Source organism: Candidatus Amarobacter glycogenicus (assembly GCF_016704105.1).
Classification (GTDB): Bacteria; Chloroflexota; Dehalococcoidia; order Tepidiformales; family Tepidiformaceae; genus Amarobacter; species Amarobacter glycogenicus.
Genome location: NZ_JADJAT010000004.1, coordinates 110,564 through 135,326, shown reverse-complemented (window position 1 = coordinate 135,326; position 24,763 = coordinate 110,564). Strand labels below are relative to the sequence as shown.

Sequence of the window (24,763 nt, the reverse complement as noted above, 5' to 3'; positions counted from 1 at the left end):
GGGCCTCCCCAGACTGAGCCGGAAGGCTGCGGTGCAGAGATGTTGGACATAGAGCGACTTCGCGAGGATTTTCCGATCCTGCACCAGCGGGTGAACGGGCATCGCCTCGTTTACCTGGATAGTGCCGCGACGACACAGAAGCCCCGTGGCGTGATTGACGCGCTCGTGAACTACTACGAGACGAGCAACGCGAACATCCACCGGGGCATCCACACGCTGGCGCAGCGCGCGACGGAGCAGTACGAAGGCACCCGCGCGAAGGTGGCGCGATTTATCGGCGCGAGCAACCCCGAGGACGTGGTCTTCACAAGGAACACCACCGAGAGCATCAACCTGGTAGCCCATTCCTGGGGCGATCGGTTCATCGGCGAAGGCGACGAAATCGTTATCAGCCAGATGGAGCATCACTCAAACATTGTGCCGTGGCAGCTGCTGGCGGCACGTGCGGGCGCGGCGGTGCGGTTCGCCAGCTTGACGCCAGACGGACATCTCGACGTGGATTCGCTGCGGGCGCTGATTGGCCCCCGGACGAAACTGGTTAGCCTGATGCATATGTCGAACGTACTGGGGACCATCAACCCGGTGGCGGAGTTCGCAGAGATGGCGCATCGAGCGGGCGCTCTCTTCCTCCTGGACGCGGCTCAGAGCGTGCCCCACCTCCCGTTTGATGTGCGCGCGACCGGCGCGGATTTCGTTGCCTTTTCGGCGCACAAGATGCTGGGCCCGACGGGCGTCGGGGTGCTGTGGGCGCGTGAGGGACTGCTCGAAGAGATGGACCCGTTCATGGGCGGCGGCGACATGATCGCGACCGTGCGGGAGGAAGCCTCGACGTGGGCAGAGGTACCGCACAAGTTCGAAGCGGGCACACCGAACATCGCAGACGTGATTGCCCTCGGTGCGGCCATCGAGTACCTCGAAGCTCTCGGCATGGACGAAGTCCGGCGCCACGAGGTCGCCCTGACGGCATACGCGATGGACACACTCGAGCGGATCCCGGGCCTCGCGATCCACGGCCCGCGCGATCCGGAGGAGCGCGGTGGAGTGGTGAGTTTCGAAGTGCCGGGGGTACACCCCCATGACATGGCGACGATCGCGGATGGGCACGGCGTGGCGATCCGCGCCGGACACCACTGCGCACAGCTGCTCATGCGGCAGCTCCGCGTGCCGGCGACGAGCCGGGCGAGCTTCTCGGTGTACAACGGCGAAGACGACATCGCCCCGCTCGTTGAGGCGATCGAGCACGCGCGAAAGGTGTTCGCCTGATGGCCGAACTGTTTGATGACCTCTACCGGGAGCTGATCCTGGACCACTACCGGCGCCCGAGGAATCACGGCGAGCTCCCTGATGCGCCAATCCGGGTGGAAGGGGTGAACCCGGTTTGCGGGGACGAGATTCACCTCGACCTGAAGGTGGCCGACGGGGCGATCGCGGACATCGGCTTCTGGGGACATGGATGTTCGATCAGCCAGTCGAGTGCATCGATGCTGACGGAACGATTGAAAGGGCGCCCTCTGGACGAGGCAGGGCGAGTGACGAAAAAGGTGCGAGCCATGCTGATCGATGGGGAGTTGCCGGATTCGGAACTTGGCGACCTTGAAGCCCTGGAGGGAGTCGCGCGGCTGCCGGTACGGGTGAAATGCGCGCTGCTATGCTGGAACGTACTCGAACAGGGCCTCGCCGAGGCCGCCACGACCGCCTGAGGAGGCCAGGACAATGACCGACGCGACGACCACGGCGCCGACTTTTGAAGAGATGAAGGCGAAGCTCTGGGAAGTGAACGACCCCGAGATCAACCTGAGCATCGTCGACCTGGGACTGATCTACGACGTCACATACGACGATGGCGACGTGCTCGTGACGATGACCCTGACGAGCCCCGGCTGCCCGCTGGGCCCGATCATTCGGGGTGAGGTGTACGCGAAGCTGCGCGAGATCCCCGGAGTCAAGGACGTCGACGTGCAGATCGTCTGGAATCCCCCTTGGGACCCGCGAACGATGGCGAGTGAAGACGTGAAGATGCAGCTCGGCATCTGGTAAGCCTTCGAGCTTCGACCGGACGCCCCGCTCGCTAGAGCGGGACGAAGGGGAGGAGCATCCGGCTGAGGGTATGGACGGCGACCAGCCAGCCCGGCATCTCATCATCCATGGCGTGTTCATCGACAGTGGACATCGCAAGCGACTGAGCCGGCTTGAGCTTGTAGACCGCTGCGATCTCCCCGACATCGAACCAGGTGCCGCGGCAGGCAGTGCACTGGTCCAGGCGCACCTGGCCTTCCTTGAAGCGCTGCATCGTCTGCCCGCAGGCGGGGCATTCCAGGGCAGGGGGCGCTTTGGCGCACTTCGCACAGGTGTCGTCGGGCTTCAAGTGGCCAAAGCAATAGCGGCAACGCCGCGGCGCCGGGACTGCCTCGAGCGCGGGATGGCTGACGCCGGGGTCGGCTACGCCCCGCGCGAGCGAATCGCCGACGGCCCAGAACCCATAGCAGGCGCCGCAATACGTGATCGGGTCGGCCGAGAGGAGCTCGTAGCGTGGGAAATCGAGCAAGCCGGGGCGCCCCTCGCAGGCGGGGCAGGTAACCGCGGACGGCCTGGCAGCCGGGAGCGTGGCGGCCTGCTTGCGCAGCTCGGCGAAAATAGTATCGGCGCTGCGCTCCCATCCACCGGCGGAAGCCCGGGCGCGTGCATCGGCCAGCCAGCGGTCGTCGGCGGAGACAGTCATGCTGGGAGAATCGACAGGGTGACGGCCTACGAAGAGAGTGCGTCGAAGGCGGCCTGCGCCGAAACCGAATGTCTGTAGACTGACAGTAATGACCTGCGAGGACGAAACCGCAGAGCTGTTGCGACGCGCGGGGCACAAGATGACGCCTCAGCGGCTGCTCATCGTCCGGGCGTTGCGACATGCCGAAGGGCACGTCAGCGCGGCCCAGATCGCCGAACAAGTCCGGGCGGAATTCCCCTTCGTTGATGTGAGCACGGTCTATCGCACGCTGGACGTTCTGAAGCGCCTGCGGCTGGCAACCTCGACCGATATGGGCGCCGGCGACGTGGTTTTCGAGTGGGCGCCGGAAGACCCCCACCACCACCTGGTCTGCTCTAGTTGCGGCCACGTGGAAGCGATCGGGCATGCCTACCTGGAGGGTCTCGAGGCGAAAGTCCGATGCGACTTCGGCTTCGCTCCCGATATGCACCATTTTGCGATTTTCGGGCTGTGCCGCGAATGCCAGCTCGCGGAGAGCACCGATGCCGACTCGGCGTGACCTGGTCCGGGCCCTCGAGGAGGCTGCCGGAGCGAAGAACGTGCTCTGGCGGCCGGAAGACCTGGCCGTTTACGAGTTCGACGGCACGATAGAGCGGTCCACCCCGCACGCCGTGGTGCTGCCGGGAACTACCGAAGAAGTGGCAAAGGTTGTACGGGCGTGCAACCGTTTCGGTGTACCAATCACACCCCGCGGGGCGGGTACCGGTCTGAGCGGCGGGAGCGTGCCGGCGAAGCGCGGTGTTGTCATCGGGACCGGACGGATGCGACAGATCATCGAGATCGACAAGCAGAACCGCCTCGCCGTCGTCGAGCCGGGCGTCCCGAACCTGGAACTTTCGAAGGCGGCGGCGCCGTTTGGGCTCTTCTACGCCCCCGACCCAAGCTCGCAGCAGGCGTGCACTATCGGCGGGAACGTGGCTGAGAACGCGGGCGGCCCACACTGCCTTGCCCTGGGAGTCACGCAGAACCACGTACTGGGCATTGAGATCGTGACCGCCGACGGTGACATCACGTGGTTGGGCGGACGGGTTTCCGATTCGTTCGGGTATGACCTTCGGGGAATCTTCATCGGGAGCGAAGGAACCCTGGGCGTCGCCACGAAGGTGGTGGTGCGCCTGGTGCCGCTACCCGCGAGCGTGATCACGCTGCTGGCTGTCTTCGACACCGTCCAGCAGGCGAGCGAGACCGTCTCGACGATCATCTCCGCGGGCATGATCCCGGCGGCGATGGAGATGATGGACCGGCTGACGCTCCAGGCAGCGGAGGCCGGTCTGCAATGCGGCTATCCGCCGGACGCGGGCGCCGTGCTCCTTGTCGAACTCGACGGACTGCCGGAGGTCATCGACTCCCAGGCGGTGCGCGTGCGGGCCGAGTGCCTGGAGCGCGGAGCGGTGGAAGTGCGGCTGGCAAGCACCCAGCGGGAACGCGAATTGCTCTGGAGGGGTCGCAAGGGGGCGATCCCCTCGCTCGGACGCCTCGCGCCGAATTACTACATCCTGGACGGAGTAGTGCCACGGTCGAAACTTGTGGACGTGATGGAAGTGGTGAGTGCGGTCTCGGAGCGATACGGCATCCCCATCGCGAACGTGTTTCATGCCGGTGACGGGAACCTGCATCCCCTCGTGCTGTTCGACGAACGGGTGCCGGGCGCGAAGGAGCGCGTGCTTGCGGCCGGCGGCGAGATCATGAAAGCGTGCGTCGACGCCGGCGGGGCTTTGAGCGGCGAGCACGGCATCGGGGCTGAGAAGCGGATGTTCATGCCCTGGCTGTACAACGAGACCGACATCGAGAACATGGAGCGGGTTCGGTTGGTGTTCGGCAACGCCGGGCAGTTCAACCCGTGCAAGCTTCTGCCGACCGGGACGGGGTGCGGCGAAATGGCGCACCAGGCCGCTGCCATCCGGGCTGCCGGGCCGGACGCTTATGTCTGAAGGGACCACCCAGACACCGGACATCGCGGGCCGCACTGCGGAGGCCGTCTACGCTCCGGCGAACCTGGCGGAACTGCGCGAGCTGGTACGTCAGCGCGACGGGGTGACACTCGTGCCGCGCGGAGGAGGGACGCAGCTGGCACTCGGGGCGGCGCCTTCAGGGCGTTTTGCGGTAGTGGACTTGCGCAGGGCACTCGGTGGAGAAATTGAACACATCGCCGAAGACCTGACGGCGGTTGTCCCGGCCGGGGCGACGCTCAGCGAAGTTGCGGAGGTGCTGAACCGGTCCTCGCAGCTGTTGCCGATCGACCCACCGAACGCGGAATCGGCGACCATCGGCGGTGCACTGGCTGTAGCCGTTGGCGGCCCCTTGCGAAGCCGGTATGGGTTGCCCCGCGATATGGTGCTCGGGATGACGGTACTACGGGCGGATGGCGAGATGGTGACGGCTGGCGGGCGAGTTGTGAAGAACGTCACCGGCTATGACCTCATGCGAGCCTGGTGTGGCTCGTTGGGGACGCTTGGCATCGTTACTTCGGTATCTGTGCGGGTGCTTCCAAAGCCAGCCGCACGGGAGTTCACCTGCGAGGTGCGCGATATCCCAGGCGGTTGCGCGATCGTTGACCGGCTCCTGACAGCGGACGTGAGGCCGGAGGTCGCGGAGATCATCACCGACGGGCGGGCCGGGCCCTTGCTGTTGCTGCGGCTGACGGAACCGACGGTGGGAGCCGCCCAGCGGGCAGTGGGAAGCCGCTTACTGGGCGATTCGAAGGGAGAGGAATACTTGATCGCCCGCGATGCCGGGTTCCGGGAACGCGACGTGCTTTCGGTGCGCATTGCCGGGCTCCCGGGGGACCTGGCCGCCCTGACAGAACGACTAGAACCATTCCGGCCGACCACGGTTGTCGTGCGGCCCGCCGCCGGCTTCGTTCGTGCAGCCTGGGACGCCCCGGCTGCGCCAAGCGCGCGGGAGGTGGATAGCCTCATGCGTCAATTGCGCGCCGACCTCAGACAGAGCGGCGGGGCGGCGATCGTGGAGCGGATGCGGGACCACTTCCGCGACGTGGTAGAGCCGTGGGGTGACCCGCCGCCAGCGTTCGGACTGATGAGGAAGCTCAAGACGGCCTATGACCCCGATGGCCGGTTGAACCGGGGGAGGTTCGTCGGTGGCATCTGAAAAGCCGCTTTGGCCGCTGCTTGCGGACGCGCCTTCAGACGCAGACCTCAGTCGATGCGTGCATTGTGGGTTGTGCCTGAACGCCTGCCCAACCTACCTCATAACCGGTCTCGAGGTGGAGTCGCCGCGCGGCCGGATTCACATGGCGAAACTGGTCTCCGACGGGCGGAGCGAACTCACGGCATCCATCCAGGCACACTGGGAACTCTGTCTGCAATGCCGCGCGTGCGAGGCGATATGCCCAAGCGGAGTCCCTTACGGGCGAATCCAGGAAGGTGCGCGGGCGCAGCTCGATGCGGCGGCGCCGGTGGGGAAAAACGCGCGGCGCATCCGGAAGTTCGTACTGCGGAATGTCGTCGCCCGTCCGCGGGTGCTGGCCACCGTGGTTGCTCCAGCTCGCTGGTATGCGAACACACGCGCGCGAGGCCTCGTGAGGAGACTGTTGAGAGGACGGCTCCGGGTAATCGAATCACAGCTCCCACACCGGGTGGGCGCGCCGTTCCGGGCGACGACGGGGGGAACTGACGCGGACCGGGCCGACGGTGTGCTGTTCACCGGGTGTGTCATGGGAGAGCTCTTCGGAAACGTGCACCGCGCGACGGAACGGGTTTATGAACGCGCTGGAATCAGGCTTTCGGCGGCGGCGGGCCAGGGTTGTTGTGGTGCATTGCACGCCCACGACGGCGACCTGGAGTTCGCACGGAGACTGGCCCGCAAGAACATCGCTGCACTTGAGCGGACGACCGGACCGATCGTCGTGAACTCCGCGGGTTGCGGAGCAGCGATGAAGGAGTACGGCGACCTGCTGGCGAACGACGAACCCTGGGCGAGACGCGCACAAGCGTTCGGCGCGCGCGTGAAGGACGCTTCGGAGCTGCTTTCGCCAACACAGGGTGGGGCATTCGCGGAAACGGTGGCGTACCAGGACGCATGCCACCTTGTGCACGCCCAAAGGATCAAAGACGGCCCGAGAGCGCTCCTGGCGAGTCTCGAAGGCTGCGAGATGATCGAAACGCCGGGCGCCGATGTCTGCTGTGGGGCGGCCGGGATCTACTCGTTGGTGCAGCCCGCCATGTCCGCAGAGTTGCGAAAGCGGAAGGCCGACCAATTCGCAGCGGCGATGCCTGCGGTCATCGTGACGGCGAACCCGGGGTGCCACATGCAATATGAAGCAGCGGTTGGCGAGGCCGGAATCCAGGCGCGCGTGATGCACCTGATGGAGGTCCTCGACGAAGCCGGGAGCGACGACCGGGTAGGGTGAACCGAGACTGACCCGGTGGCTACCTGCCCCGGAGGCGGGGGTCCAACTCGTCGCGGATCGCGTCGCCGGCGAGGTTGAACCCGAGCACTGCGAGTGTGATCGCCGCGCCGGAGATCACCGACTCCCAGGGATGCAGGTCCAGCGCGACACGGCCGGCGTTCACCATCTTGCCCCAGGTGGTCTTGTCGGCCGGGCCGAGACCGAGGAAGGAGAGCGACGCTTCGGCGAGGATGTACGCGCCGATGCTGATGGAGAAGACGACGAGGATGGGAGCGAGAATGTTCGGCAAGACATGCTGGAGCATGATGCGGATATCGGTGGCACCGTACGATCGGGCGGCTTCGACGAAGGCCGCCTGTGAAACCCCGAGCACGGAAGAGCGGACGATGCGAACCGACGTAGCGAAGCCAAGGAAACCGAGCGCGACGATCATCAGTGTCAGGCTCGGCCGGTCCATGATCGAGACGATGAGCATGAGAAGGACGAGCCCGGGAAAAGCCTGGATCGCATCGACGAAGCGCTGGATCACGAGGTCGATCTTCCCGCCGAAGTAGCCCGAAACGAGCCCGACGATACTCCCGGAGATGACGGCGATCAGGCTCGCACCGACGCCGATCAGCACGGCAAGGCGAGCGCCGACGACGATGCGAGAGTAGATGTCGCGTCCGAACTGATCCGTACCGAGCCAGTGGTCGCTGCCCAGCGGGCTCTCCCAGCGGTCGAGGATGTACGGCGAGGCGAGACCCGGGTTCGCCGCGATCTCGAAAGGATTGGCGGTGGGGTTGAAGTCGGGGTTGGCGGTCTGGAAGCTCTCGGTGTCGTCGTAGCGCTTGATCAGTGGCGAGAAGATGGCGACGAAGAGGATGAGCAAGACGAGGATGACGCCCACGGCCCCGAGCTTGTTACGCCGGGCGAGTGCGCCTGCGCGGCGCAACGTCGAACCTACCGAGCGTCGCCGACGGAAGTCGGTGTAACCGGCGGCGGGGAGCGCTGCAGGCTGCTGAGTCTGCGTCAAGGACGGGCCTCCGTGGCTAGGTGTACCGGATTCGAGGGTCGATCCAGGCGTAGGTGAGGTCGACCGCGAGGTTCACGGTGACGATGATGAACGCGGTGACGAGGACGGTGCCCTGAAATGGCGGGAAGTCGCGGGCGTTGAGCCGGGAGAAGAGGAACCTTCCCACACCATCGATGTTGAACATCGTCTCAAGGATGATCTGCCCGCCGACGATGCCACTGATCGTGAGGCCCATCACAGTGAGGACGGGAAGCATGGCGTTCTTGAGCGCGTGGCGCACCCAGATCCTGGAGTCATGGAGGCCCTTGGCGCGGGCGGTGCGGATGTAGTCCTGGCGCATGACCTCGAGCATCTGGGAGCGAAGGATGCGCATGATCCCGGCGCCTCCCGAAATACCGCCTGCGATCGCGGGGATGACGTAGAGCTTGACGGCGGCCTCCGGGTCGGTCCAAAGATGCGGGTGTCCGACGACGTCGATTTCGAACAGCGAGAACCTGACGACGAGCAGTGAGAGCAGGATCGCGACGAAGAAGACGGGCATCGCCACACCGAGGATGGACACCGCGCGCAGACTGAGGTCGATCCATGTGTTCTGTTTGGCGGCGCTGATGACGCCGATGGGGATGCTCAAGGCGAAGGTGACGAAGACGATGATGCTTCCCAGCTCGAGGGTGGTAGGCACCCTGCGTCCGAGCTCCGCCCACGTGCTCTCCTGCGTTTCCAGGGACGTCCCAAGGTCACCGCGAGCGAGTTCGCCCATGAACTCGACGTATTGGCGGGCCAGCGGTTTATCGAGCCCCAGTTCCCGGCGGGCGGAGGCGATGGCCTCCGTTTGATCCTGCCCTGTGAAGGTGGACGCCACGCGCTTCTGCGCGAAATCGCTGGGAAGCGCGTGCGTGCCGATGAAAACCAACGAAGCAACGAACCAGAGGACGAGCAGATTGAGCAACAATCGGCGAATGATGTAGTTGGTCAACTGCCCTCCCCTTGTCCTGGCTCGTTACTTCGACTGTTTAGATCTTCCGGTTCTTCACCGAATCGGTGTAGGCCGGGCTCTTCGGGTTGAAACTCAGGTTCTTCGCGGCGAGGTGCCCCGCGAAGAGGTTGTATCCTGCCGCCGGCTTGCCGGCCGAGGCCTGGACCTTCACGTTCGCGTTGACGTAGTTCCAGAACGCGCTTCGGCTGATGTAGTTGTAGAGGTTGATGGCCCCGTACATCCCGTTCTCGAGGAGGATGTCCTGGGCCTTGAGCACCAGTTCGCGGGCTTTCGCCAGGTCAGACGTTACCCGGGCGTTCTCGAGGAGTGTATCGAGCTCCGGATTGTTGACGCGGCTCCAGTTCTGGCTGCCCTTGGAATGGAACGAGGTGTAGAGGTCGATCCGGGGATCCGGAGAGTTGACCGAGTTCGTCCAGGCCATCCAGTTGGGGTACTCGCCCTTGGCCAGGTTGGGGATGATGTCTTCGTTGTAGGTGCACTTCGTGGAAGTGAACTGCGAGACGCCGAGGGCATCGTTGAACATCTTCTTCACAACCTGGTTGGTGTCCGGGTAGGGCCCAAGCCAGGTATCGGGGATGCGGATGTCGATATCGCCGAGGGCGGGCCCGCCGCCAGCGGCCCAGAGTTCGCGCGCCTCTTTCATCTCGATGGCACGGTCGGTGCGGAAGCCGGGGCGCTTGATGAGGTCTTCGGGCTTGACGGCGAAGCCTTCCTGGAGCCAGGTGACAGGGCCGCTCACCTGCCCGAGGCCCTGGTGGAACGCCTGGATCAGCTGGCGGCGGTCGACGGCCATGTTCATGGCCTTCACGAGCCGGGGATCCTTGAACTGCTTATGCACGTTGAGGTGCAGCAGAACGGTGTTGGCCACACCGGTGAGGGATTCGGTCATGTTGTCTTTGTTGGCATCGATGACCGACTTCGTTACCGAGGGATCGGGTGAACTCCAGGCATCGACCTGTTTCTGCTCGAAGGCGAGGCGGTAGGCGTTGGGGTCCTCGAAGAGGCCCCAGGGGTTGACCATGCCATCGATGTGGGGCTGGTCCTTGCGGAAGTGGCCGGGGTTCTTCTGGAGGATGATGTCTTTGCCGGTGCGCCACTGCTTGAGAGTGAAGGCGTTGGTGCCCGGCATTGCTTCCTCGGTGAGGGTGCCGTGCGCGCCTTCGAACTTCTCGGTGGCTTCCCGGTTGGGGACGTTGGCGAAGAAGGCGCTAAGGCGGGTGAGGAACGAACCGTTCGGCGCCGGCAGCGTCAACTTGAGGGTGTAGTCATCCGGTGTTTCGACCTTGACGCCGGTCCAGTCCGACTTGAAGCGGAAGGATGGCGCGGAGCCATCGAGGAGTTTACCGGCGGCCTGGCGCTCGATGTGCCACTTGAGGTCCTGAGCGGTGAGCTGGCGCCCGTTGGTAATCGGCGTGTTCTGCCACTTCACATCCTTGCGGACGGCGAAAGTGAAGGTCTGGGAATCGGCGGTTTCCCACTTCTCGGCGAGGTCGCCTTCGAGGTCGCCGGTATCGGGGTTTGAGAAGCGGACGATCTTGTTGAGGACATAGCTGGAGAGCCAGCCTACCTCGTCGCGCTGGCCCCGATGGGGATCGACGGAATCGAACTGGGTGCCACCGAGCCAGACGCCGGTGTAGACGCCTCCATCGACCACGGCGGGCGCCGTTGTCGGGCTCGCAGCCGTGGTTGTGCCGCCGGGCGCGCTCGTAGGCTCGGCTGCATCGTCATCGTCATCATCGCCGCAGCCAACGAGGCTGAGGCTGGCGGCGCCGGCGCCGGCGGCCGTGATCCCGCCAACGAAGCGTCGCCGGGTGACCCGGCCAGTCTGCGCCTTGCGCAGCCAGTAGTCGCTCTGACCCATTTGGTGTGTTTCCCCCTGAAGCAAGTCCGCGCGCGCATTGGCGTGGCCACGGGGGCCGCCGCCGGGCGTGCGTTGCATACGTTGGCGGCACTGTGGGTGCGGGTGTATGACAGTGATCATAGGGGTGTCGCGCAGCAGGGAAGTCGAGGCATTTCGACGCCGTGAACCAGAAAAACAACGCCGCCCGGGAGTGTCGCCTTTACGCGTTCGAGCGGACGTAGTCGAGGTGCTGGGGCCAAAAAGGAGTGGGCTGAGCGGCAACGTGACCAGGACGGCGGAAGACCTCCGCGTACTGTTGCACCCAGGGCACGATGCCGGAATAGCTGGCATTCGCGAGCGATCCGAGCGCATCGCGGGCGCCGCCGGGGCCTCCGCTGGCGCGCTGGCCGGGCGAGCCCGGGCCGTACGTCTCCTGGAAGTAGCGCTCCCGATCCGGTCCCGGCAGGGGAGGCCCCCAGCCAAACCAGAACGCTGCCCGCCCGCTGCCGTAGTAGCCGTCGAGGACGCGCCTGCTGATCGTCGTGTAGGTTTCCACGGCAGCACGGAACTGTGGGCCGATCGCCTCGTTTAAGAGTCCAACCACGATTGAACTGGCGCTGTAGAGCGGATCGAAGATGCTGGGAAAGTCGATGGTCACCGGGCCAAGGCCCGGCCCACCGGCGGCCACCCAGAGCCGCCGTGCGTTGAGCCGGCCCTCCGGGTCGTCGCCGTGGTCGCTCTGCAATCCGTCCGGGGACTGCCCCGCATCGCGAGGTGCCAGGCCGGGCGGTATCGCGCCGGAAACCTCGGCGCGTCCCGCGAACAACCGTTCCACCAGGTCGGCCCGGCTGAGGGCGTTGCTCAAGGCGGACACGAGTTGAAGGTTGTTCCAGGGAGGCGCGCCGACGAAGAACGAACTCATCACGATCTCCGGTTCGTATCGGCGGAACTCGTAGGTCTTGCCACTCCCGGAGAGTTGAAGCGCGTCGTTGACATCGCCGCGCGGGTCGAAGAGCTCCGGGGAGGACTCCTGGCGGACCACGGCTGCTTCACGGCGGTCACGGACGATCGCTTCATCGAGGTGGCCGGCGAGGAAACGATCGGCGACGCGTTGCGGTTCGCTGAGGCGCAGCTCATCGAGGTAGGGGTTGCGGTGACCGGCCCGGGCTGCCGCGAACGTCAGACCGTCATCGGCCCAGTCGAACGTCCATGGGCCGGTGCCGATGACGTGGTCGGAGTCGAGCCTGGACCAGAGGCCGGCAAAGGCGGCGACTGCTTCCGGGGCCTGGACAACGGCGTACTCCCCGGCGAGCGTCCCGAGAAAGAACGGGTCGGCGCGGCCCAGACGGAAGCGTACCTGGCCGGCCGCAGGCGAATCCACAGACGCCACCGACGAGTAGTCGTGGTAGCGCTGGGCAAGCGGCGCATTGCCTTCCTGGGCGAGCGCGAGGGTGCGGTGGAAGTGGCCGACCACATCATCGGCGGTGAGCGGACGTCCGTTGAGCGGCGGTTTGTCATGCCAACGAGCGGCCGGGTCGAGATGGAAGACGATGGTCTGTGCATCAGGTTGTTCCCAGCGCGCGGCAAGGTCGCCGACGAGGGTTCGGTCACCGCGGCCATCCCAGTTGAGGAGGCGCGAGTGCGTGCGGCCAAGGATCTCGACGACTGCCGGTGAGCCACTGAGCTGAGCGTCGAAGGTGTCGAAGTTGAGGCTGGCCGGCGAGACGATCGCGGCGCTGCCACCCTGTCTTGGACGGGACACCGGGGTGGTTGCCAGTGTAGGAGCGGCCGTTGGCGAAGTGCCCGGCGGAGGACCCGCCGGTGCACGCGAGCGGCCATCGCGCGAGGCGGCAAGCACCGTGGCGACGGCGCCGGCGGCAAGCGCGCCACCGCCGCCGATGAACGCACGCCGGGAGACACGCGGGCTCATCCGACGGAGACGGGCCGGTGGGCATGGTCGCCGCGCCCGAGGAGCGCTGAGTCGGGGCTAAGACAGCACTCCATGGCGGCATGGAGTGCCGGCGTTTCGGGCTGGAGGGTCACATGGCCAATGCCGAAGCGGTCCCGGAAGAGGGTCGCGAGGTCGGTGAGGATGTGTTCGGTGCAGGTGACGTCGGCAAGTTCGACGTGGGCACTGAGGGCCGGGAACGAAGGGGCGATTGCCCAGACATGGACATCGTGGAGGGCAACGACGCCCTTCACAGCGAGCGCGGCGGACTCGATCGCCAGGGGGTCGAGGCCCGACGGGGCACTCTCGAGGAGGATATCGCCGGACTGGCGGAGGAGGCTTAATGCGCGGGGGATGACCAGGGCGGCGATGGCGAGGCCTACGAGTGCATCGAGCCCTGCCCAGCCGCCAAGCGCGATGACGACGGCGGAGATGACGACCGCCACAGAGCCAACGGCATCGACCGAGGCTTCGAGGGCGGCCGCGCGCAGGTTGAGGTTGTCCGCACTGTGGTTGTGAAGCAGCCGGACGACGAGGAGGTTCACCATCAGGCCTCCGATACCGACGGCGATGACGGGGCCGGTCGCTATTTCCGGGGTGCTGCGGAGGTGACTGACGGACTCGAAGACGATGTACCCCGCGATGAAGGCGAGGAGCACAACGTGAATAGGCACGACGAGGACTTCGAAGCGGGCGTAGCCATACGTGTGACGGCTCGTGGCGGGCCTTCGAGCGAGGGTTGCAGCGCCAAGTGCGAGGATGAGGCCGGCCGAATCGGCGAGCATGTGTCCCGCATCGGAAACCAGAGCGAGGGAGTTGGTCAGGAAGCCGGCGACGGCTTCGATCACGACAAACGCGGCGGTGAGAATGAGACCGCCGATGAGCGCTTTGCGAGCCTGTTCCGGGTGCGCGTGCACCATTCCATGCTAGCAGAGAGCGGCGGTGCTACAGTTCGGGCAGGGACAACGCCGAGTTGCCCCTTTGTGAGGTTCGGCCCTGCCGGGTGAACTTGCCGGCCTGACGGCCGCTGTTGCTGAAGCTATCCAGCCCCGATTGCGGTTCGGGGAGGGTGTTCTGCGCCTTGGCTTACCCGAATCGGCACGTGCTCCGGTTGCCGCAGCGCTGGCGAGTGGCCACCCTGCGCCGGTCCTGGTGGTGGTAGGGACGCCGGCAAAGTCCCACACCCTGTACGAAGAACTCTCCATGTTCGTCTCCGGAATTCCGCTGGCGCGGCTGCCGGAGCGCGAGGCGCTGCCTTACGAGTTCGCGCGCGACGATCCGGGCATCGCGGTCGAGCGAAGCCACGCACTCGGGTTGTTGCGGAACACGAGCCCGGCAGTTGTCGTGGCCTCGTGGGCAGCGCTCTCGGAGCACTGCGCCGGTCCGGAAGTGGAAGAGGAGGGCCTAACCCTCACCACGGGCGCCTCACACAATCCGGGGGCCCTTATGACGGAACTGGAACGCGCCGGGTACGCGATTGAACCGCTAGCAGACGCCCCGGGGACAGCATCCCGACGCGGCGGGATCGTCGACGTGTTCCCCGCGGGTGCGGAGCGTCCATTCCGCGTGGAGTTCTTCGGCGACGAGGTTGAGAGCATCCGGGAGCTGGACCTGCTGAGCCAGCGCAGCGTCTCCCGTCTGGAGCAGTTGCATGTCCCGCCGGCGGCGACGAGCAGCAGTGAGGCACGTGAAGCGGCCCGCACGCTTCTTGCCGAGATCGAGGCGAATGGCGACCAGGCTGAAGTAATCCAGGAGCAACTGGGACTGCTCGCCGAAGGGAACCGAAGCCCGTTCGCGGCATTCTTCGAACCGCTGCTATACACGGAGACGGCCGCGTCGCATCTCGCACCGGGTGCACTGGTGGTGTTCGACGAACCGGCAGACGGCGCGACCGCGCTGGCGGTGGCGGTCGAGCACGAGTTGCGGACGCGGGCGGAACTGGAAGGCCGGGGGCTCATCCCCACGGGTCTGCCGCCACTGCGCGTGGGGCCCGAGGCGCTTCGGGATGCACTCTCGAACTTCCAGGAAGTGGACCTCCAGCGGTTCGGCTCGGAAGAACTGGGCGCCAGGCGGCTGCCGATGGCAGTCACCCCGAGCTTCGCCGGAAAGCTGCGCCCCCTTGCACAACAGGCCGGTGCATGGGCAAAACAGGGACGGGCAATCGCAATCGTATCGCAGCAGGCATTGCGGCTGGCGGAGTTGCTGGACGACGAAGGGATCCGGGCGGAGCCGCGCCGGCGGTTAACCGTCGCACCCAACGCGGGCGAAATCGTGCTCACGCCGGCGGCACTGGCCGGAGGCTTCACGCTCGGAGAGTCGCTGACGGTCATCTCCGATTCGGAGGTGTTCGGCCTTCGGAAGCGCCGGCGTCCAACGCGGAACAGGGCGAGCATCCGGGCCGACCTGGTTTCGACGCTCGAAATCGGCGACTACCTGGTACATGCGGACCATGGGATCGCCCGTTACGCAGGGCTTGTCCGGCGATCGGTGGACGGCGTCGAACGCGAGTACCTGGAGTTGCAGTATGCGGACCGCGACCGCCTGTACGTCCCGGCCGATCAACTCGAGTCGGTCTCTCGTTATGTCGGCCCGACCGATCACCCGCCCTCGCTGACAAAGCTCGGATCACAGGAATGGGCGCGGGCGAAGCGGCGGGTGAAGCAGGCGGTGGTAGAACTCGCGCAGGAGTTGCTGGAGCTCTACGCGAAACGCGAGTTGGCGCGGGGCCACGCCTTCGGCGCCGATAACGCCTGGCAGATGGAGATGGAAGCCGCCTTCCCGTTCGTCGAAACACAGGACCAGCTGGATGCGATCTCGGAAGTGAAGGCGGACATGGAGAACACCAAGCCGATGGACCGCCTGATCTGCGGAGATGTCGGGTATGGGAAAACGGAAGTCGCCGTGCGGGCGGCATTCAAAGCCGTGATGGACGGGAAACAGGTGGCAGTGCTCGTGCCAACGACGGTTCTGGCAGAACAGCACGGCAACACCTTCCGGGAGCGAGTTCAGGGCTTCCCGGTGCGAGTGGAGGTGCTTTCACGCTTCCGGAACGAGCACCAACAGCGGGAGATCGTTGGAGGGATCAATTCGGGCGAGGTGGACATCGCAATCGGGACGCATCGCCTGGTCCAGAAGGATGTCGCATTCAAGGACCTTGGGCTGGTGATCATCGACGAGGAGCAGCGGTTCGGCGTCAGTCACAAGGAGCGGCTGAAGCAGATGCGCTCGGAAGTGGACAGCCTGGTGCTTTCGGCGACGCCGATCCCGCGGACGCTCCAGATGTCACTGGTCGGGATTCGCGACATGAGCACAGTGATGACGCCGCCGGAGGAGCGGCAGCCGATCCGGACGTACGTGCTCCAGTGGGATGATGAATTGCTTCGAGAGGCGATCGACCGAGAGATGCAGCGCGGTGGGCAGGTGTACTTCGTCCACAACCGGGTGCACAACATCGAACGCATCGTGACGCGGCTGCAGACGATAGTTCCGGATGCGCGGATCGCCGTCGGGCATGGTCAGATGCCGGAAGAGCAACTGGAGCGGGTGATGATGGAGTTCGGCGCTGGCGAGCACGACATCCTGGTGTGCACGACCATCATTGAGAGCGGCCTCGATATCCCCAATGCGAACACGATCATCATCAACGATGCGAACACCCTTGGGCTGGCACAGCTGTACCAGCTGCGCGGACGCGTCGGGCGTTCGGCGAACCGGGCATATGCCTACCTGCTCTATGACAAGGACCGGACGATGAGCGAGACAGCGCAGAAACGGCTGGAGGCGATCTTCGAGGCGACGGAGCTTGGCGCCGGCTTCCAGATCGCGTTGCGTGACCTTGAGATTCGCGGAGCGGGAAACGTCCTCGGGACCGAACAGAGCGGACACATTGCCGCCGTAGGCTTCGACATGTATTCGAAACTCGTCGCGGAGGCTGTTTCGGCGCTGAAGAAGGTGGTGACGCCGGACGCGCCAGCCGGCCCCGAACCACTACCGCCGCCGCCCCTCATCGACCTGCCGCTGAGCGCGCACATCCCGGAGTCCTACGTGCCGGACATTCATGGGAGGCTGGCGGCCTACCAGAAGATCGCCGAAATCACGTCGGCGGAGGGTGTCGCCGAGATGCAGGCCGAACTGGCGGACCGCTTCGGGCCGGTGCCGCGTTCGGTGGAGAACCTCCTGTACGTGGCGCTCGTGCGATCGATGGCGCGGCGAGCGAACGTTGAAAGCCTGAAGACGGACGAGCAAATGTTCCACCTGCGAATCCGGGGCGGGACGACGTTGGAGACGCGGAGCGCTGTGGAGGCGCTCAGGCTGAAGAGCGTCATCACGGGGCCGAACCAGGTGCGCATCGACCGCATCGGCGCCGGGACGAACTGGATGCCGCTTGTGGCACGCGTGCTGCGGGTGATGGTGGAAGCTGCGGCGAAGTAACCCGGAGCGAACCGATGCCGCCAGCGCCCGCACGGGTTCGATCTAGTAGTCGTCTTCGGCCACCAGCGGCGCGGAACGGGAGACGATGCGTTCGAGACGCGAGAGCACAACGGATGCGGCGACGATGGCAGCGCCCATGACCACGATAATTAGCGCGTTTTGCAGCGGCACTCCCAAGGCAGCCTTCGTGATGTCACGGTAGCCGCTGACGAACGGGTCACCATTTCCGATCGCGCCGACGATGAGGCGCAGCAAGAAGAACATGATCACGACCGGGATGGCGCCGGCGGCAGCGGCCATGCCGAGCGAGCGCATTCGCCCCCAGCCGGTTCCGGTGGCGACGACGACGGCCCCACAGAGGGCACAACCCAGCAGGGACGCGCCTGCGAACATGGACGCACGGTTGTGAGTCGGTTCGGAGACCTGGCTGACGCCGAGTTCGAGGACGCCCTGAATGGAGAAGCGGCGCAGGTTCTGGTCCCCGGTGCGGTCGAATGCCTCAATGCCGCGTGCGTAGAGAAGGCCGGACGAACGTTCGAGGATGAGCTGGCGGAGCTCGACATCGGTGCTGTCCACGACTTCGGTCCGGGTAAGCACGATATCGAGCGGATAGTCCGGGATCACGAACTGTTCGACCTCGGACTGGGCGGCGGACTCACGCAGGGCGGGGCCGTCGTCGGCCAAGAATTGGTCCAGGTCGGTGAGGGTGACGATGCCAGACTCGAGGACGTTGCGCGCAGGACCGGGAGCGGTGGCCTGGCGGCAGCTGAGCGAGATGATGAAGACGAAGACGCAAATGGTGAGCAACACGACGACGAACGAACGGCGGCCCTCATACGAGCGAGTGGCCTCGCCGTAGACGCGGTCTCGGACGGAGACGTCGGAGGATTCGGGCGCTGAGTGCATGTGGTCGGTGCCTAAACGAGCCGGACGACGATGGTGCCGGCAATGCGGTCGTGGAGTGTCCGGCGATGGCGGTCGAAGGCGGCCCAGATGAACCCGAAGGCGGCGATAACCAGAGAGCCGCCGATGGCGGCGGCCGCAATCGCCGAGGTATCGCGGAAGGCATAGGCGACGATGACGCCGGCGGCGGCGATCAAGACGTAGACGAGGAGGCCGACGACGCGGGCGACAGCCCCGAGGACACCAAGTGGGCGACCATCGGACCGAATGACCATAACCTGCATGACCGAAGCTCCAATGGTCTGGCCCTTCCACGCAAACCCGATGAAGAAGTAGAGAAGCAGCGCAGGGGCGATGCAGGCAATGCAGACCCAGAAGGCGGCGAGGGCGGTGCCCGAGGGTTCGACTTTTTCGAAATCAGACGAGATGAGCACAATGACCGACCCGGCGGTCACGAGCAGAGCGGCGATGATGAACATCACGAGGACATCAAGCGCACCCGCGGCAACGCGTGATTCGAAAGAGGCGTAGTGGAGACGGAAAGGGGGCCTGCGGCCGCGATCGGCATTCTGCATGGTGGTCGCGCTTGCGCTCATAGGCTATGCGCCAGTCTATCGCGGGGGGCGTAAGGGTACAGGACGGTGAAGCGCGCCGGCGGAATCAGCCAGCCGGCGACTTATCCGGGGCGAGGACTTCGCCGTCCCGAAGGGATTCCGGGATGCCGGTGCCGCCTTCGCGACGGTCGAGGTAGTAGTCGAGGACGACCCGGATCGCGGCCGCTGTGGGCAGCGCAAGGAGCACTCCGGCAATGCCCATCAGTTCACCGCCGATGAGGACGGCAACGAGTACGACGAGGGCGGGAAGGTTCAACGTTTGTCCGTAGATTCGCGGAACCAGGTAGCGATCCTCGAACTGCTGGTAGAAGAGGAGGGCAGCGAGGACGATGACCGCCTGGGTCGGTGACTCCTGGAAGGCCGCAACGACGGCGGGCACGATGGCGATAAAGGCGCCGACGAGGGGGATGATGTCGGCGAAGGCCGCGAGGACGCCGAAAGCGACGGCGTTGGGTACACCGACGATGAGGAGCACGGCGGTGGTGTAGAGGCCGATGATCAACGAGGTGATGAGCTGGCCGCGGACGTAGCCACCGACGACCCGGCTGAGGGCGTTCATGAAGTGCTGGGCTTCGGGTTCTCGTCCTCGCGGGATGAAGCGAAAGACGAAGGTCCGAAGCCGCCCTGCATCGACAAGGAGGTAGGCGGTGAGGACGGCAACGGTAAGGCCGGAGAAGATGCCGAAGACTGCACGCTGGCCGAAGTTCACGGCCTGGCTGCCACTGATGAGCTTGCTCCACTCGATGGACTCGGCGCGTTCGGGCAGATCCCAGCGGTCGGTTTCGAAGCCGAGATCAGACATGAAGTCCTCGAAGTCCTCGGCGTATTCCGGCAGGTTCGAACGAAGGTCGCGGAACTCGTCGAACATCGCCGGGGCAACAATCGCGATGACCGTCCCGAGGGTAACGAGGACACCGAGGAGGATGAGGAGAACGGCGACGATGCGGTTGAACCCGTGCCGGCAGAGCCACTCGACGTAGGGGAGAAGGGCGGCCATGAAGATGAAGGCAGTGACGACGAGGAGGAAGACGGAGAAGAGGTTGACGAGCGCCCAGAGGGTAAGGAGAGCCATCCCGGCAGCGACCATTCCGCGGTAGGAGAGTTCAATTTTCAGCATGGTGCAGGTCCGGGGCGCCGAGCGTAGCGTATGGCCCGGCACGTGCCGGTACAAGCACGGGGAGGCGAGCGATGTTTCGAAGCGTGGAAGCGTTCCTGCGGTACTTTGAAGGGGTGAACCGCCGCGCCATGCGCGACATCGCCGCACTGCCGCCGGAAGCTGAAGGATGGACGCCGGCGACCGGCGAGGGAGAAAAGTCGTGGAGCATCAACCAGCTTGTCGGGCACATGTGCGGCTCGCGGTTGTACTTCGCAAGCGCTTACTCCGGGGAAGGCTGGATCAGTCCGCGTCCTCCCAATGTCTCCACTAGGGAGAAGTGGGTGCCGGCGCTCGAAGTGAGCTTTCGGGAGTTCCGGACGAAGATTTCGGGCACCCCGGATGAGTGGCTCGATCGGCGGGTGGAGATGATCGACACCGACGCGACGCTGCCGGGCTGGCGGGTGCTGCTCATGATGATGGAGCACGACATCCACCATCGCAGCCAGATCGACACCTACGCAGGGATCAACGGCTGGGACGTGCCGGACATCTACAACCGGAGTGCCGAGACGATTGGGGGGCTGCAGGCGCAAGAGCGCGCGAAGCACGGGATCGAAGGCGAGGGGAATCCGCTCGCATAGGCCCGGCACCGTGCAACCGGTCCCAGGACGCTCCCTCCGGGAAGCCAACCTGGAGCGGTTCCGACTGCTCGGTGGTGTTCCCCGGACTGACGGCCGGGGAACACCGCGATCGCCGTCAGTCGCTGGAGAAGGGAAGTTCGCCCTCCACTCGGCGGCCCTGACTGGCGTGGAATTGGCGGATGCGTTCCGGTTCCGGGTCGTGGACGGTGGTGGTCTTGGCGCCGCGGACCATGGCGATGCGACCGGTGCGCGAGAGCTCGCGGATGCCGTAGGGCTCGCACATCTTGACGAGGCCGTCGATCTTGTCCTCGTCGCCGACCACCTGGAGGATGATCGAGTTGGTCGCGATGTCGACCACATCGGCGCGGAAGACGTTGGCGATGTCGAGCAACTCGTGGCGGTTCAGGTTGTTGCAGCGCACCTTAATCATGGCGAGCTCGCGCGCGACCATGTCCTCGTTGCTGAGATCGGTGACCTTGACGACGTCGATGAGTTTGTAGAGTTGCTTCTCGACCTGTTCGATGGGCGCGCTGGTGCCATCGACGACGATGGTCATTCGGCTGAGTCCCTCTGCTTCGCTGTGGCCGACCGTGAGTGATTCGATGTTGAAGCCGCGGCGGCGGAAGAGGCTCGAGACGCGCATGAGGACGCCCGGCTTGTCTTCGACGATGGCGACCACGGTGTGGTGGCCGGCACGGTTCTTGACTGTGGCGTTGACTGCGGGGTTCATCGTGCGAGCTCCTCGGCCGGGGCCTCGATGGTTTCGGAGAGGGCTGCGCCGGCAGGGACCATGGGCCAGACGTTCTCTTCCTGGTCGATCTGGAAGTCGAGAAGGATGGGGCCTTTGTGGGCGCGGGCTTCGCGGATGGCGCTGGCGACTTCGGCTTTCGTTTCGACACGGATGCCACGGATGCCATAGGCATCGGCGAGCTTCACGAAGTCCGGCTGGGTCATGGCCACGGAGACCAGGTTCTTGTCGTAGAAGAGCTGCTGCCACTGGCGGACCATTCCGAGGTAGCCATTGTTGAAAATGGCGATCTTCACGGGGAGCCCCTCATCGACGAGGACAGCCATTTCCTGGAGCGTCATCTGGAAGCCGCCGTCTCCGCAGATGGCCCATGTCTCGGCATCGGGGCAAGCGACCTGCGCGCCGATGGCGCCTGGGAGTTCGAACCCCATCGTCCCGAGCCCGCCGGAACTGATGAGCTGGCGAGGGCGCTTGTAGAAGTAATGCTGGCCGGCCCACATCTGGTGCTGGCCGACGCCAGTGACGATGTTCGCGTCACCGTTTGTCTCTTCGTAGAGCGTGCGCACGACGTATTGGGGGAGCATGCGGCGGCTTTCGCGGATGTGGAGGCTGGGGTGTTCTTCCCGGCACTGGTCGATCCAGCGAATCCAGGGCTGGTGTTTGGCCTCTTTGACCTGTTCGGCCAGCCTGGGGAGGACATTGGCGGCGCTACCAACGATCGGCACCGCGACGGGGAAATTCTTGCCGATTTCGGCGGGGTCGATATCGATGTGGACGATCTTGACGCCGGGGTTGAAGGCGCTGAACCGGCCCATCGCGCGGTCATCGAAGCGCATGCCGACGCCGATGATCAGGTCGGCCTTATCGGCAGCCTGATTCGCATAGAACATCCCGTGCATACCGAGCCAGCCGTAGCTGAGGGGGTGAGATTCGGGGAAGGCGCCGATGCCGAGGAAGGTGGTGATGACGGGGATGCCGGCTCGCTCCGCGAGTTCGAGGAGTGCGGCCTGGGCATCGCTCCAGATGACTCCATGCCCGGCGATGATGATGGGGCGTTCCGCCTGGTCGATGAGTTCGGCGGCGCGGCGGATCATGCCGGAATGGCCCTCGACGGTGGGCTTGTAGCCGCGAAGGTTGATCTGTTCGGGCCAGTCGTACTCGGCGGTTTCCTGGAAGACATCCTTCGGGATATCGACGAGGACGGGTCCCGGGCGGCCGGTCCGACAGATGTGGGCCGCCTCGCGGATGGAGAGTGGGATCTCTTCCGGGCGCATGACCAGGTAGTTGTGCTTGGTGATGGAATGGGTGATGCCGGTGATGTCGGCTTCCTGGAAACCGTCCTTGCCCAGGAGGGAACGGGCGACGTTGCCGGTGAGGGCGAAGACGGGGGTGCTATCCATCCACGAAGTGCAGATGCCGGTGACGAGGTTCGTCGCGCCGGGGCCGCTGGTCCCGAGGCAGGTCCCCATGCGGCCACTGGCGCGGGCGTAGCCATCTGCCATGTGCGCCGCCGCCTGTTCGTGCCTCACGAGGATGTGGCGGATGCCGGGGAACTGGGGGAGGGTGTCGTAGAGGGGGAGCACGACGCCTCCGGGGTACCCGAAGATCGTGTCGACTCCTTCGCGCTGGAGGCTATCCAGCACCATCTGAGCGCCAGTCATGCGCGTCATGAACCGGGGTCCTTCCCGCGGCAGCCATGGTTTCCGGCGTTGCCCCCGGTAAGGGGTATCCGGCGCCCGCCACGCCATTCGGTCGTGGCTGCTCGCGGTTGGCCGTGGGCCAGGTCCGCGGACTGAAGGCGAGGAGGGTTGGCTGGTCGGCCGATTTCCCTCCGGCGTGAACCGCAGTTATTAGAGAGTACGACATGGGAACGTCCGGTGCGAAGTGCCGGGTCTGAGACGCCAGTTTCGAGCTCGGCACTGATTTTACAAAGCGTACTTGCAATGCCAGGCACATGGAATTAGCTTGCGGGAGTGGAGCAAGTCGGGCGGGAAATTCCTACCCACACTTCGAGCCTGTATGGCTCAGGCTCTTGAGTTTCTGCATCGTACCGCTAAAGCGGTCGCGAAGGACGGATCAGCATGCGGAAAATAGACGCCAAGCTTGGTTTGACGATTGCGGCCGCCGCGGTGTTTGTCTCGGCGGGAGCGGCAACGGGCGTTGCGACGAGGCTCTGGTATTCCGGTGCTGAGCCGGAGACCCCTGGGGGAGTTCTCATTGCACAGTCCTCCGAATCAACCGCCGGCGGAATCACGCTTAGGGCCCTTTCCGCCACTTTCTCAGGGACTGAAACCGTCCTCAACTTCCGCGCGACGGACGAAGCCGGAAATCTCATCGACTTAGTCGTTCCAGACGGCGCTTTCACCGGTGATGGTTTCCGTCCCATGCCTCCGCAAGGCTTTCAGCGATTCGATGACGGTTCCTTCATCGTGGAGTTGCCGCCGGTGATACACCCGGGGTCTGTCGTCGTGGAGTTCGGCGAGGTGAGGGTCCACGAAGGTCGCGACAGAGTCGCGGGACGTTGGACGCTGCCGCTGGTTGGCCCCTCTGAAACCGAGTTCGGTGACGTGATGCGGGTTGAGGAACTCCAAGTAGGGACTGTGGACGTTGAGGGGGAGAAGGTGACTTTGACCGGCCGGCGTTCAACGAGCCGTACGATCATCGAATATGACCCGCCGTTGACACTCCGCGAGCTCGCGCTCCCCACGATCACCGTGGACGGCAAGACCTTGCTATCACTCGGCAGCCGAACCGGGCCCTCAACCGTGGGGGTGGCGTTTCCAGGAACAGCCTTCGGAAGGCCGGTTACCGTCTTTCTCGGCCCGTTCGCTACCGCGGGGGAGCCACCGGATGCGATGGTGCTCGCGGTTGGCGACGCCCTCGACGATGCGGCGAAGGGGACAGATGTCGCGTTGACGGCGAGCCAAGTGATCTCCGGGCCGAGCGGACTGGTGTTGGCAGTGAACAGTCACGAGGAAGACCTTGGCATGAGCATTGGTCGGTCGAGCGACCCACGGCCCTCGGGCCGAGTGGATGTGCTCGAGTTCACACTTCGGGGAAACTGGCATCCAACGGATCCAATTGTGACGGAAACCACTATCCTGGCAGATCCCAAGACCACGACCCCGGCCCTTTACGATGCTCACGGGCGCCAACTGTTTCGGATCCACGCCGTGATCAACTACAGCAAGGATTGGAAGGGCAACATCGGGGAAGGCCAGACCAGGGTGGCCTTCTGGCTTCAGGATGATATCGACGTAGCGCGTATGACCGTGGTTTTGGGCCCGCCGTCGCGAGTGCTCAACGGCCCCTGGAGCGTGACACTCGACGCTCCTTAGAAACCCGCTCGGCGGCGTTCAGCGGCCGGCCCCTGACTATGGCCGTCATGGCTTTGAATGCACTG

The 24,763-nt window shown here is 65.0% G+C and carries 21 protein-coding genes; 10 read left to right on the top strand and 11 right to left on the bottom strand.

The genetic code is table 11. From position 1 onward, the window contains the following. The first annotated feature begins 39 nt into the window (after positions 1 to 39). Genes IPG14_RS07985 through IPG14_RS07975 form a run of 3 tightly spaced genes read left to right on the top strand, consistent with a single transcriptional unit; the run spans position 40 to position 2,037 of the window. Complete coding sequence (locus IPG14_RS07985; protein ID WP_343391442.1) at positions 40 to 1,263, top strand: cysteine desulfurase; 1,224 nt, start codon at positions 40 to 42, stop codon at positions 1,261 to 1,263. Next, positions 1,263 to 1,700: a Fe-S cluster assembly sulfur transfer protein SufU gene (gene sufU, locus IPG14_RS07980; RefSeq protein ID WP_343386846.1), complete on the top strand. Its 438-nt coding sequence runs from the start codon at positions 1,263 to 1,265 to the stop codon at positions 1,698 to 1,700. The genes IPG14_RS07985 and sufU overlap by 1 nt, the downstream gene beginning before the upstream one ends. Before the next feature lie 13 nt (positions 1,701 to 1,713). Next, complete coding sequence (locus IPG14_RS07975; RefSeq protein ID WP_343386847.1) at positions 1,714 to 2,037, top strand: metal-sulfur cluster assembly factor; 324 nt, start codon at positions 1,714 to 1,716, stop codon at positions 2,035 to 2,037. A gap of 31 nt (positions 2,038 to 2,068) precedes the next feature. Here the strand turns inward: IPG14_RS07975 and IPG14_RS07970 are convergent, their stop codons facing one another. Next, complete coding sequence (locus tag IPG14_RS07970) at positions 2,069 to 2,719, bottom strand: zf-TFIIB domain-containing protein (protein ID WP_343391441.1); 651 nt, start codon at positions 2,717 to 2,719, stop codon at positions 2,069 to 2,071. Between the two features lie 88 nt (positions 2,720 to 2,807). On the opposite strand from IPG14_RS07970, the gene IPG14_RS07965 reads away from it, so the two are divergent. From IPG14_RS07965 to IPG14_RS07950, 4 genes are read left to right on the top strand one after another with little or no spacing between them, the layout of a single operon-like run. Then, on the top strand, positions 2,808 to 3,257 hold the full coding sequence (locus tag IPG14_RS07965; RefSeq protein ID WP_343388984.1) for a transcriptional repressor: 450 nt from the start codon (positions 2,808 to 2,810) through the stop codon (positions 3,255 to 3,257). Then, positions 3,241 to 4,689, top strand: coding sequence for an FAD-linked oxidase C-terminal domain-containing protein (locus tag IPG14_RS07960; RefSeq protein WP_343386850.1), 1,449 nt, complete (start codon positions 3,241 to 3,243; stop codon positions 4,687 to 4,689). Before IPG14_RS07965 ends, IPG14_RS07960 begins: the two co-directional genes overlap by 17 nt. Then, positions 4,682 to 5,866, top strand: coding sequence for an FAD-binding oxidoreductase (locus tag IPG14_RS07955; protein ID WP_343391440.1), 1,185 nt, complete (start codon positions 4,682 to 4,684; stop codon positions 5,864 to 5,866). The genes IPG14_RS07960 and IPG14_RS07955 overlap by 8 nt, the downstream gene beginning before the upstream one ends. Beyond that, complete coding sequence (locus IPG14_RS07950; protein ID WP_343391439.1) at positions 5,856 to 7,127, top strand: heterodisulfide reductase-related iron-sulfur binding cluster; 1,272 nt, start codon at positions 5,856 to 5,858, stop codon at positions 7,125 to 7,127. Before IPG14_RS07955 ends, IPG14_RS07950 begins: the two co-directional genes overlap by 11 nt. Before the next feature lie 19 nt (positions 7,128 to 7,146). Here the strand turns inward: IPG14_RS07950 and IPG14_RS07945 are convergent, their stop codons facing one another. The 5 genes from IPG14_RS07945 to IPG14_RS07925 all read right to left on the bottom strand — a co-directional run bounded on the left by IPG14_RS07945 (position 7,147) and on the right by IPG14_RS07925 (position 13,844). Further along, a complete protein-coding gene (locus tag IPG14_RS07945; RefSeq protein WP_343386853.1) occupies positions 7,147 to 8,142 on the bottom strand; it encodes an ABC transporter permease in 996 nt (331 codons plus the stop codon). A 16-nt stretch (positions 8,143 to 8,158) separates the two neighbouring features. Further along, the gene (locus IPG14_RS07940) at positions 8,159 to 9,118 is read right to left on the bottom strand and encodes an ABC transporter permease (RefSeq protein ID WP_343386854.1); all 960 of its coding nucleotides are present in this window, start codon (positions 9,116 to 9,118) and stop codon (positions 8,159 to 8,161) included. Between the two features lie 37 nt (positions 9,119 to 9,155). Then, on the bottom strand, positions 9,156 to 11,000 hold the full coding sequence (locus IPG14_RS07935) for an ABC transporter substrate-binding protein (protein WP_343391438.1): 1,845 nt from the start codon (positions 10,998 to 11,000) through the stop codon (positions 9,156 to 9,158). A gap of 199 nt (positions 11,001 to 11,199) precedes the next feature. After that, positions 11,200 to 12,741 (bottom strand): ABC transporter substrate-binding protein, encoded by a 1,542-nt coding sequence (locus IPG14_RS07930; protein ID WP_343391437.1) that lies wholly within the window; start codon positions 12,739 to 12,741, stop codon positions 11,200 to 11,202. A 164-nt stretch (positions 12,742 to 12,905) separates the two neighbouring features. Further along, the gene (locus IPG14_RS07925; RefSeq protein WP_343391436.1) at positions 12,906 to 13,844 is read right to left on the bottom strand and encodes a cation diffusion facilitator family transporter; all 939 of its coding nucleotides are present in this window, start codon (positions 13,842 to 13,844) and stop codon (positions 12,906 to 12,908) included. Positions 13,845 to 14,079: 235 nt separating this feature from the next. On the opposite strand from IPG14_RS07925, the gene mfd reads away from it, so the two are divergent. Further along, the gene (gene mfd, locus IPG14_RS07920) at positions 14,080 to 17,358 is read left to right on the top strand and encodes a transcription-repair coupling factor (RefSeq protein ID WP_343391435.1); all 3,279 of its coding nucleotides are present in this window, start codon (positions 14,080 to 14,082) and stop codon (positions 17,356 to 17,358) included. 42 nt (positions 17,359 to 17,400) lie between these two features. Here mfd and IPG14_RS07915 read toward each other — a convergent pair whose 3' ends face one another. From IPG14_RS07915 to IPG14_RS07905, 3 genes are all read right to left on the bottom strand, one after another. Further along, positions 17,401 to 18,264, bottom strand: coding sequence for a hypothetical protein (locus IPG14_RS07915; protein WP_343391434.1), 864 nt, complete (start codon positions 18,262 to 18,264; stop codon positions 17,401 to 17,403). Between the two features lie 11 nt (positions 18,265 to 18,275). Continuing rightward, the gene (locus tag IPG14_RS07910; protein ID WP_343386860.1) at positions 18,276 to 18,857 is read right to left on the bottom strand and encodes an RDD family protein; all 582 of its coding nucleotides are present in this window, start codon (positions 18,855 to 18,857) and stop codon (positions 18,276 to 18,278) included. Between the two features lie 64 nt (positions 18,858 to 18,921). Beyond that, complete coding sequence (locus IPG14_RS07905; protein ID WP_343386861.1) at positions 18,922 to 19,992, bottom strand: AI-2E family transporter; 1,071 nt, start codon at positions 19,990 to 19,992, stop codon at positions 18,922 to 18,924. 71 nt (positions 19,993 to 20,063) lie between these two features. Here IPG14_RS07905 and IPG14_RS07900 point away from each other — a divergent pair, with 71 nt between their 5' ends. Next, the gene (locus tag IPG14_RS07900) at positions 20,064 to 20,612 is read left to right on the top strand and encodes a DinB family protein (protein ID WP_343391433.1); all 549 of its coding nucleotides are present in this window, start codon (positions 20,064 to 20,066) and stop codon (positions 20,610 to 20,612) included. Between the two features lie 115 nt (positions 20,613 to 20,727). Here the strand turns inward: IPG14_RS07900 and ilvN are convergent, their stop codons facing one another. Both ilvN and ilvB read right to left on the bottom strand, forming a co-directional pair. Beyond that, entirely contained in the window at positions 20,728 to 21,342 is a 615-nt protein-coding gene (gene ilvN / locus IPG14_RS07895; protein ID WP_343386863.1) for an acetolactate synthase small subunit, read from the bottom strand. Next, positions 21,339 to 23,030 carry a biosynthetic-type acetolactate synthase large subunit gene (gene ilvB, locus IPG14_RS07890; protein WP_343386864.1) on the bottom strand — a complete coding sequence of 564 codons (1,692 nt, stop codon included), beginning with the start codon at positions 23,028 to 23,030 and terminating at the stop codon, positions 21,339 to 21,341. The genes ilvN and ilvB overlap by 4 nt, the downstream gene beginning before the upstream one ends. 411 nt (positions 23,031 to 23,441) lie before the next feature. Between ilvB and IPG14_RS07885 the strand changes: the two genes are divergently transcribed. Continuing rightward, complete coding sequence (locus tag IPG14_RS07885; RefSeq protein WP_343391432.1) at positions 23,442 to 24,698, top strand: hypothetical protein; 1,257 nt, start codon at positions 23,442 to 23,444, stop codon at positions 24,696 to 24,698. Positions 24,699 to 24,763 lie beyond the last annotated feature (65 nt).

Bases quoted from the DNA above. Each gene is read 5' to 3' on its own strand.
- IPG14_RS07985 (WP_343391442.1), top strand. From the start codon at position 40: ATGTTGGACATAGAGCGACTTCGCGAGGATTTTCCGATCCTGCACCAG.
- sufU (WP_343386846.1), top strand. From the start codon at position 1,263: ATGGCCGAACTGTTTGATGACCTCTACCGGGAGCTGATCCTGGACCAC.
- IPG14_RS07975 (WP_343386847.1), top strand. From the start codon at position 1,714: ATGACCGACGCGACGACCACGGCGCCGACTTTTGAAGAGATGAAGGCG.
- IPG14_RS07970 (WP_343391441.1), bottom strand. From the start codon at position 2,719: ATGACTGTCTCCGCCGACGACCGCTGGCTGGCCGATGCACGCGCCCGG.
- IPG14_RS07965 (WP_343388984.1), top strand. From the start codon at position 2,808: ATGACCTGCGAGGACGAAACCGCAGAGCTGTTGCGACGCGCGGGGCAC.
- IPG14_RS07960 (WP_343386850.1), top strand. From the start codon at position 3,241: ATGCCGACTCGGCGTGACCTGGTCCGGGCCCTCGAGGAGGCTGCCGGA.
- IPG14_RS07955 (WP_343391440.1), top strand. From the start codon at position 4,682: ATGTCTGAAGGGACCACCCAGACACCGGACATCGCGGGCCGCACTGCG.
- IPG14_RS07935 (WP_343391438.1), bottom strand. From the start codon at position 11,000: ATGGGTCAGAGCGACTACTGGCTGCGCAAGGCGCAGACTGGCCGGGTC.
- IPG14_RS07915 (WP_343391434.1), bottom strand. From the start codon at position 18,264: ATGCACTCAGCGCCCGAATCCTCCGACGTCTCCGTCCGAGACCGCGTC.
- IPG14_RS07910 (WP_343386860.1), bottom strand. From the start codon at position 18,857: ATGAGCGCAAGCGCGACCACCATGCAGAATGCCGATCGCGGCCGCAGG.
- IPG14_RS07905 (WP_343386861.1), bottom strand. From the start codon at position 19,992: ATGCTGAAAATTGAACTCTCCTACCGCGGAATGGTCGCTGCCGGGATG.
- IPG14_RS07900 (WP_343391433.1), top strand. From the start codon at position 20,064: ATGTTTCGAAGCGTGGAAGCGTTCCTGCGGTACTTTGAAGGGGTGAAC.
- ilvN (WP_343386863.1), bottom strand. From the start codon at position 21,342: ATGAACCCCGCAGTCAACGCCACAGTCAAGAACCGTGCCGGCCACCAC.
- ilvB (WP_343386864.1), bottom strand. From the start codon at position 23,030: ATGACGCGCATGACTGGCGCTCAGATGGTGCTGGATAGCCTCCAGCGC.
- IPG14_RS07885 (WP_343391432.1), top strand. From the start codon at position 23,442: ATGCGGAAAATAGACGCCAAGCTTGGTTTGACGATTGCGGCCGCCGCG.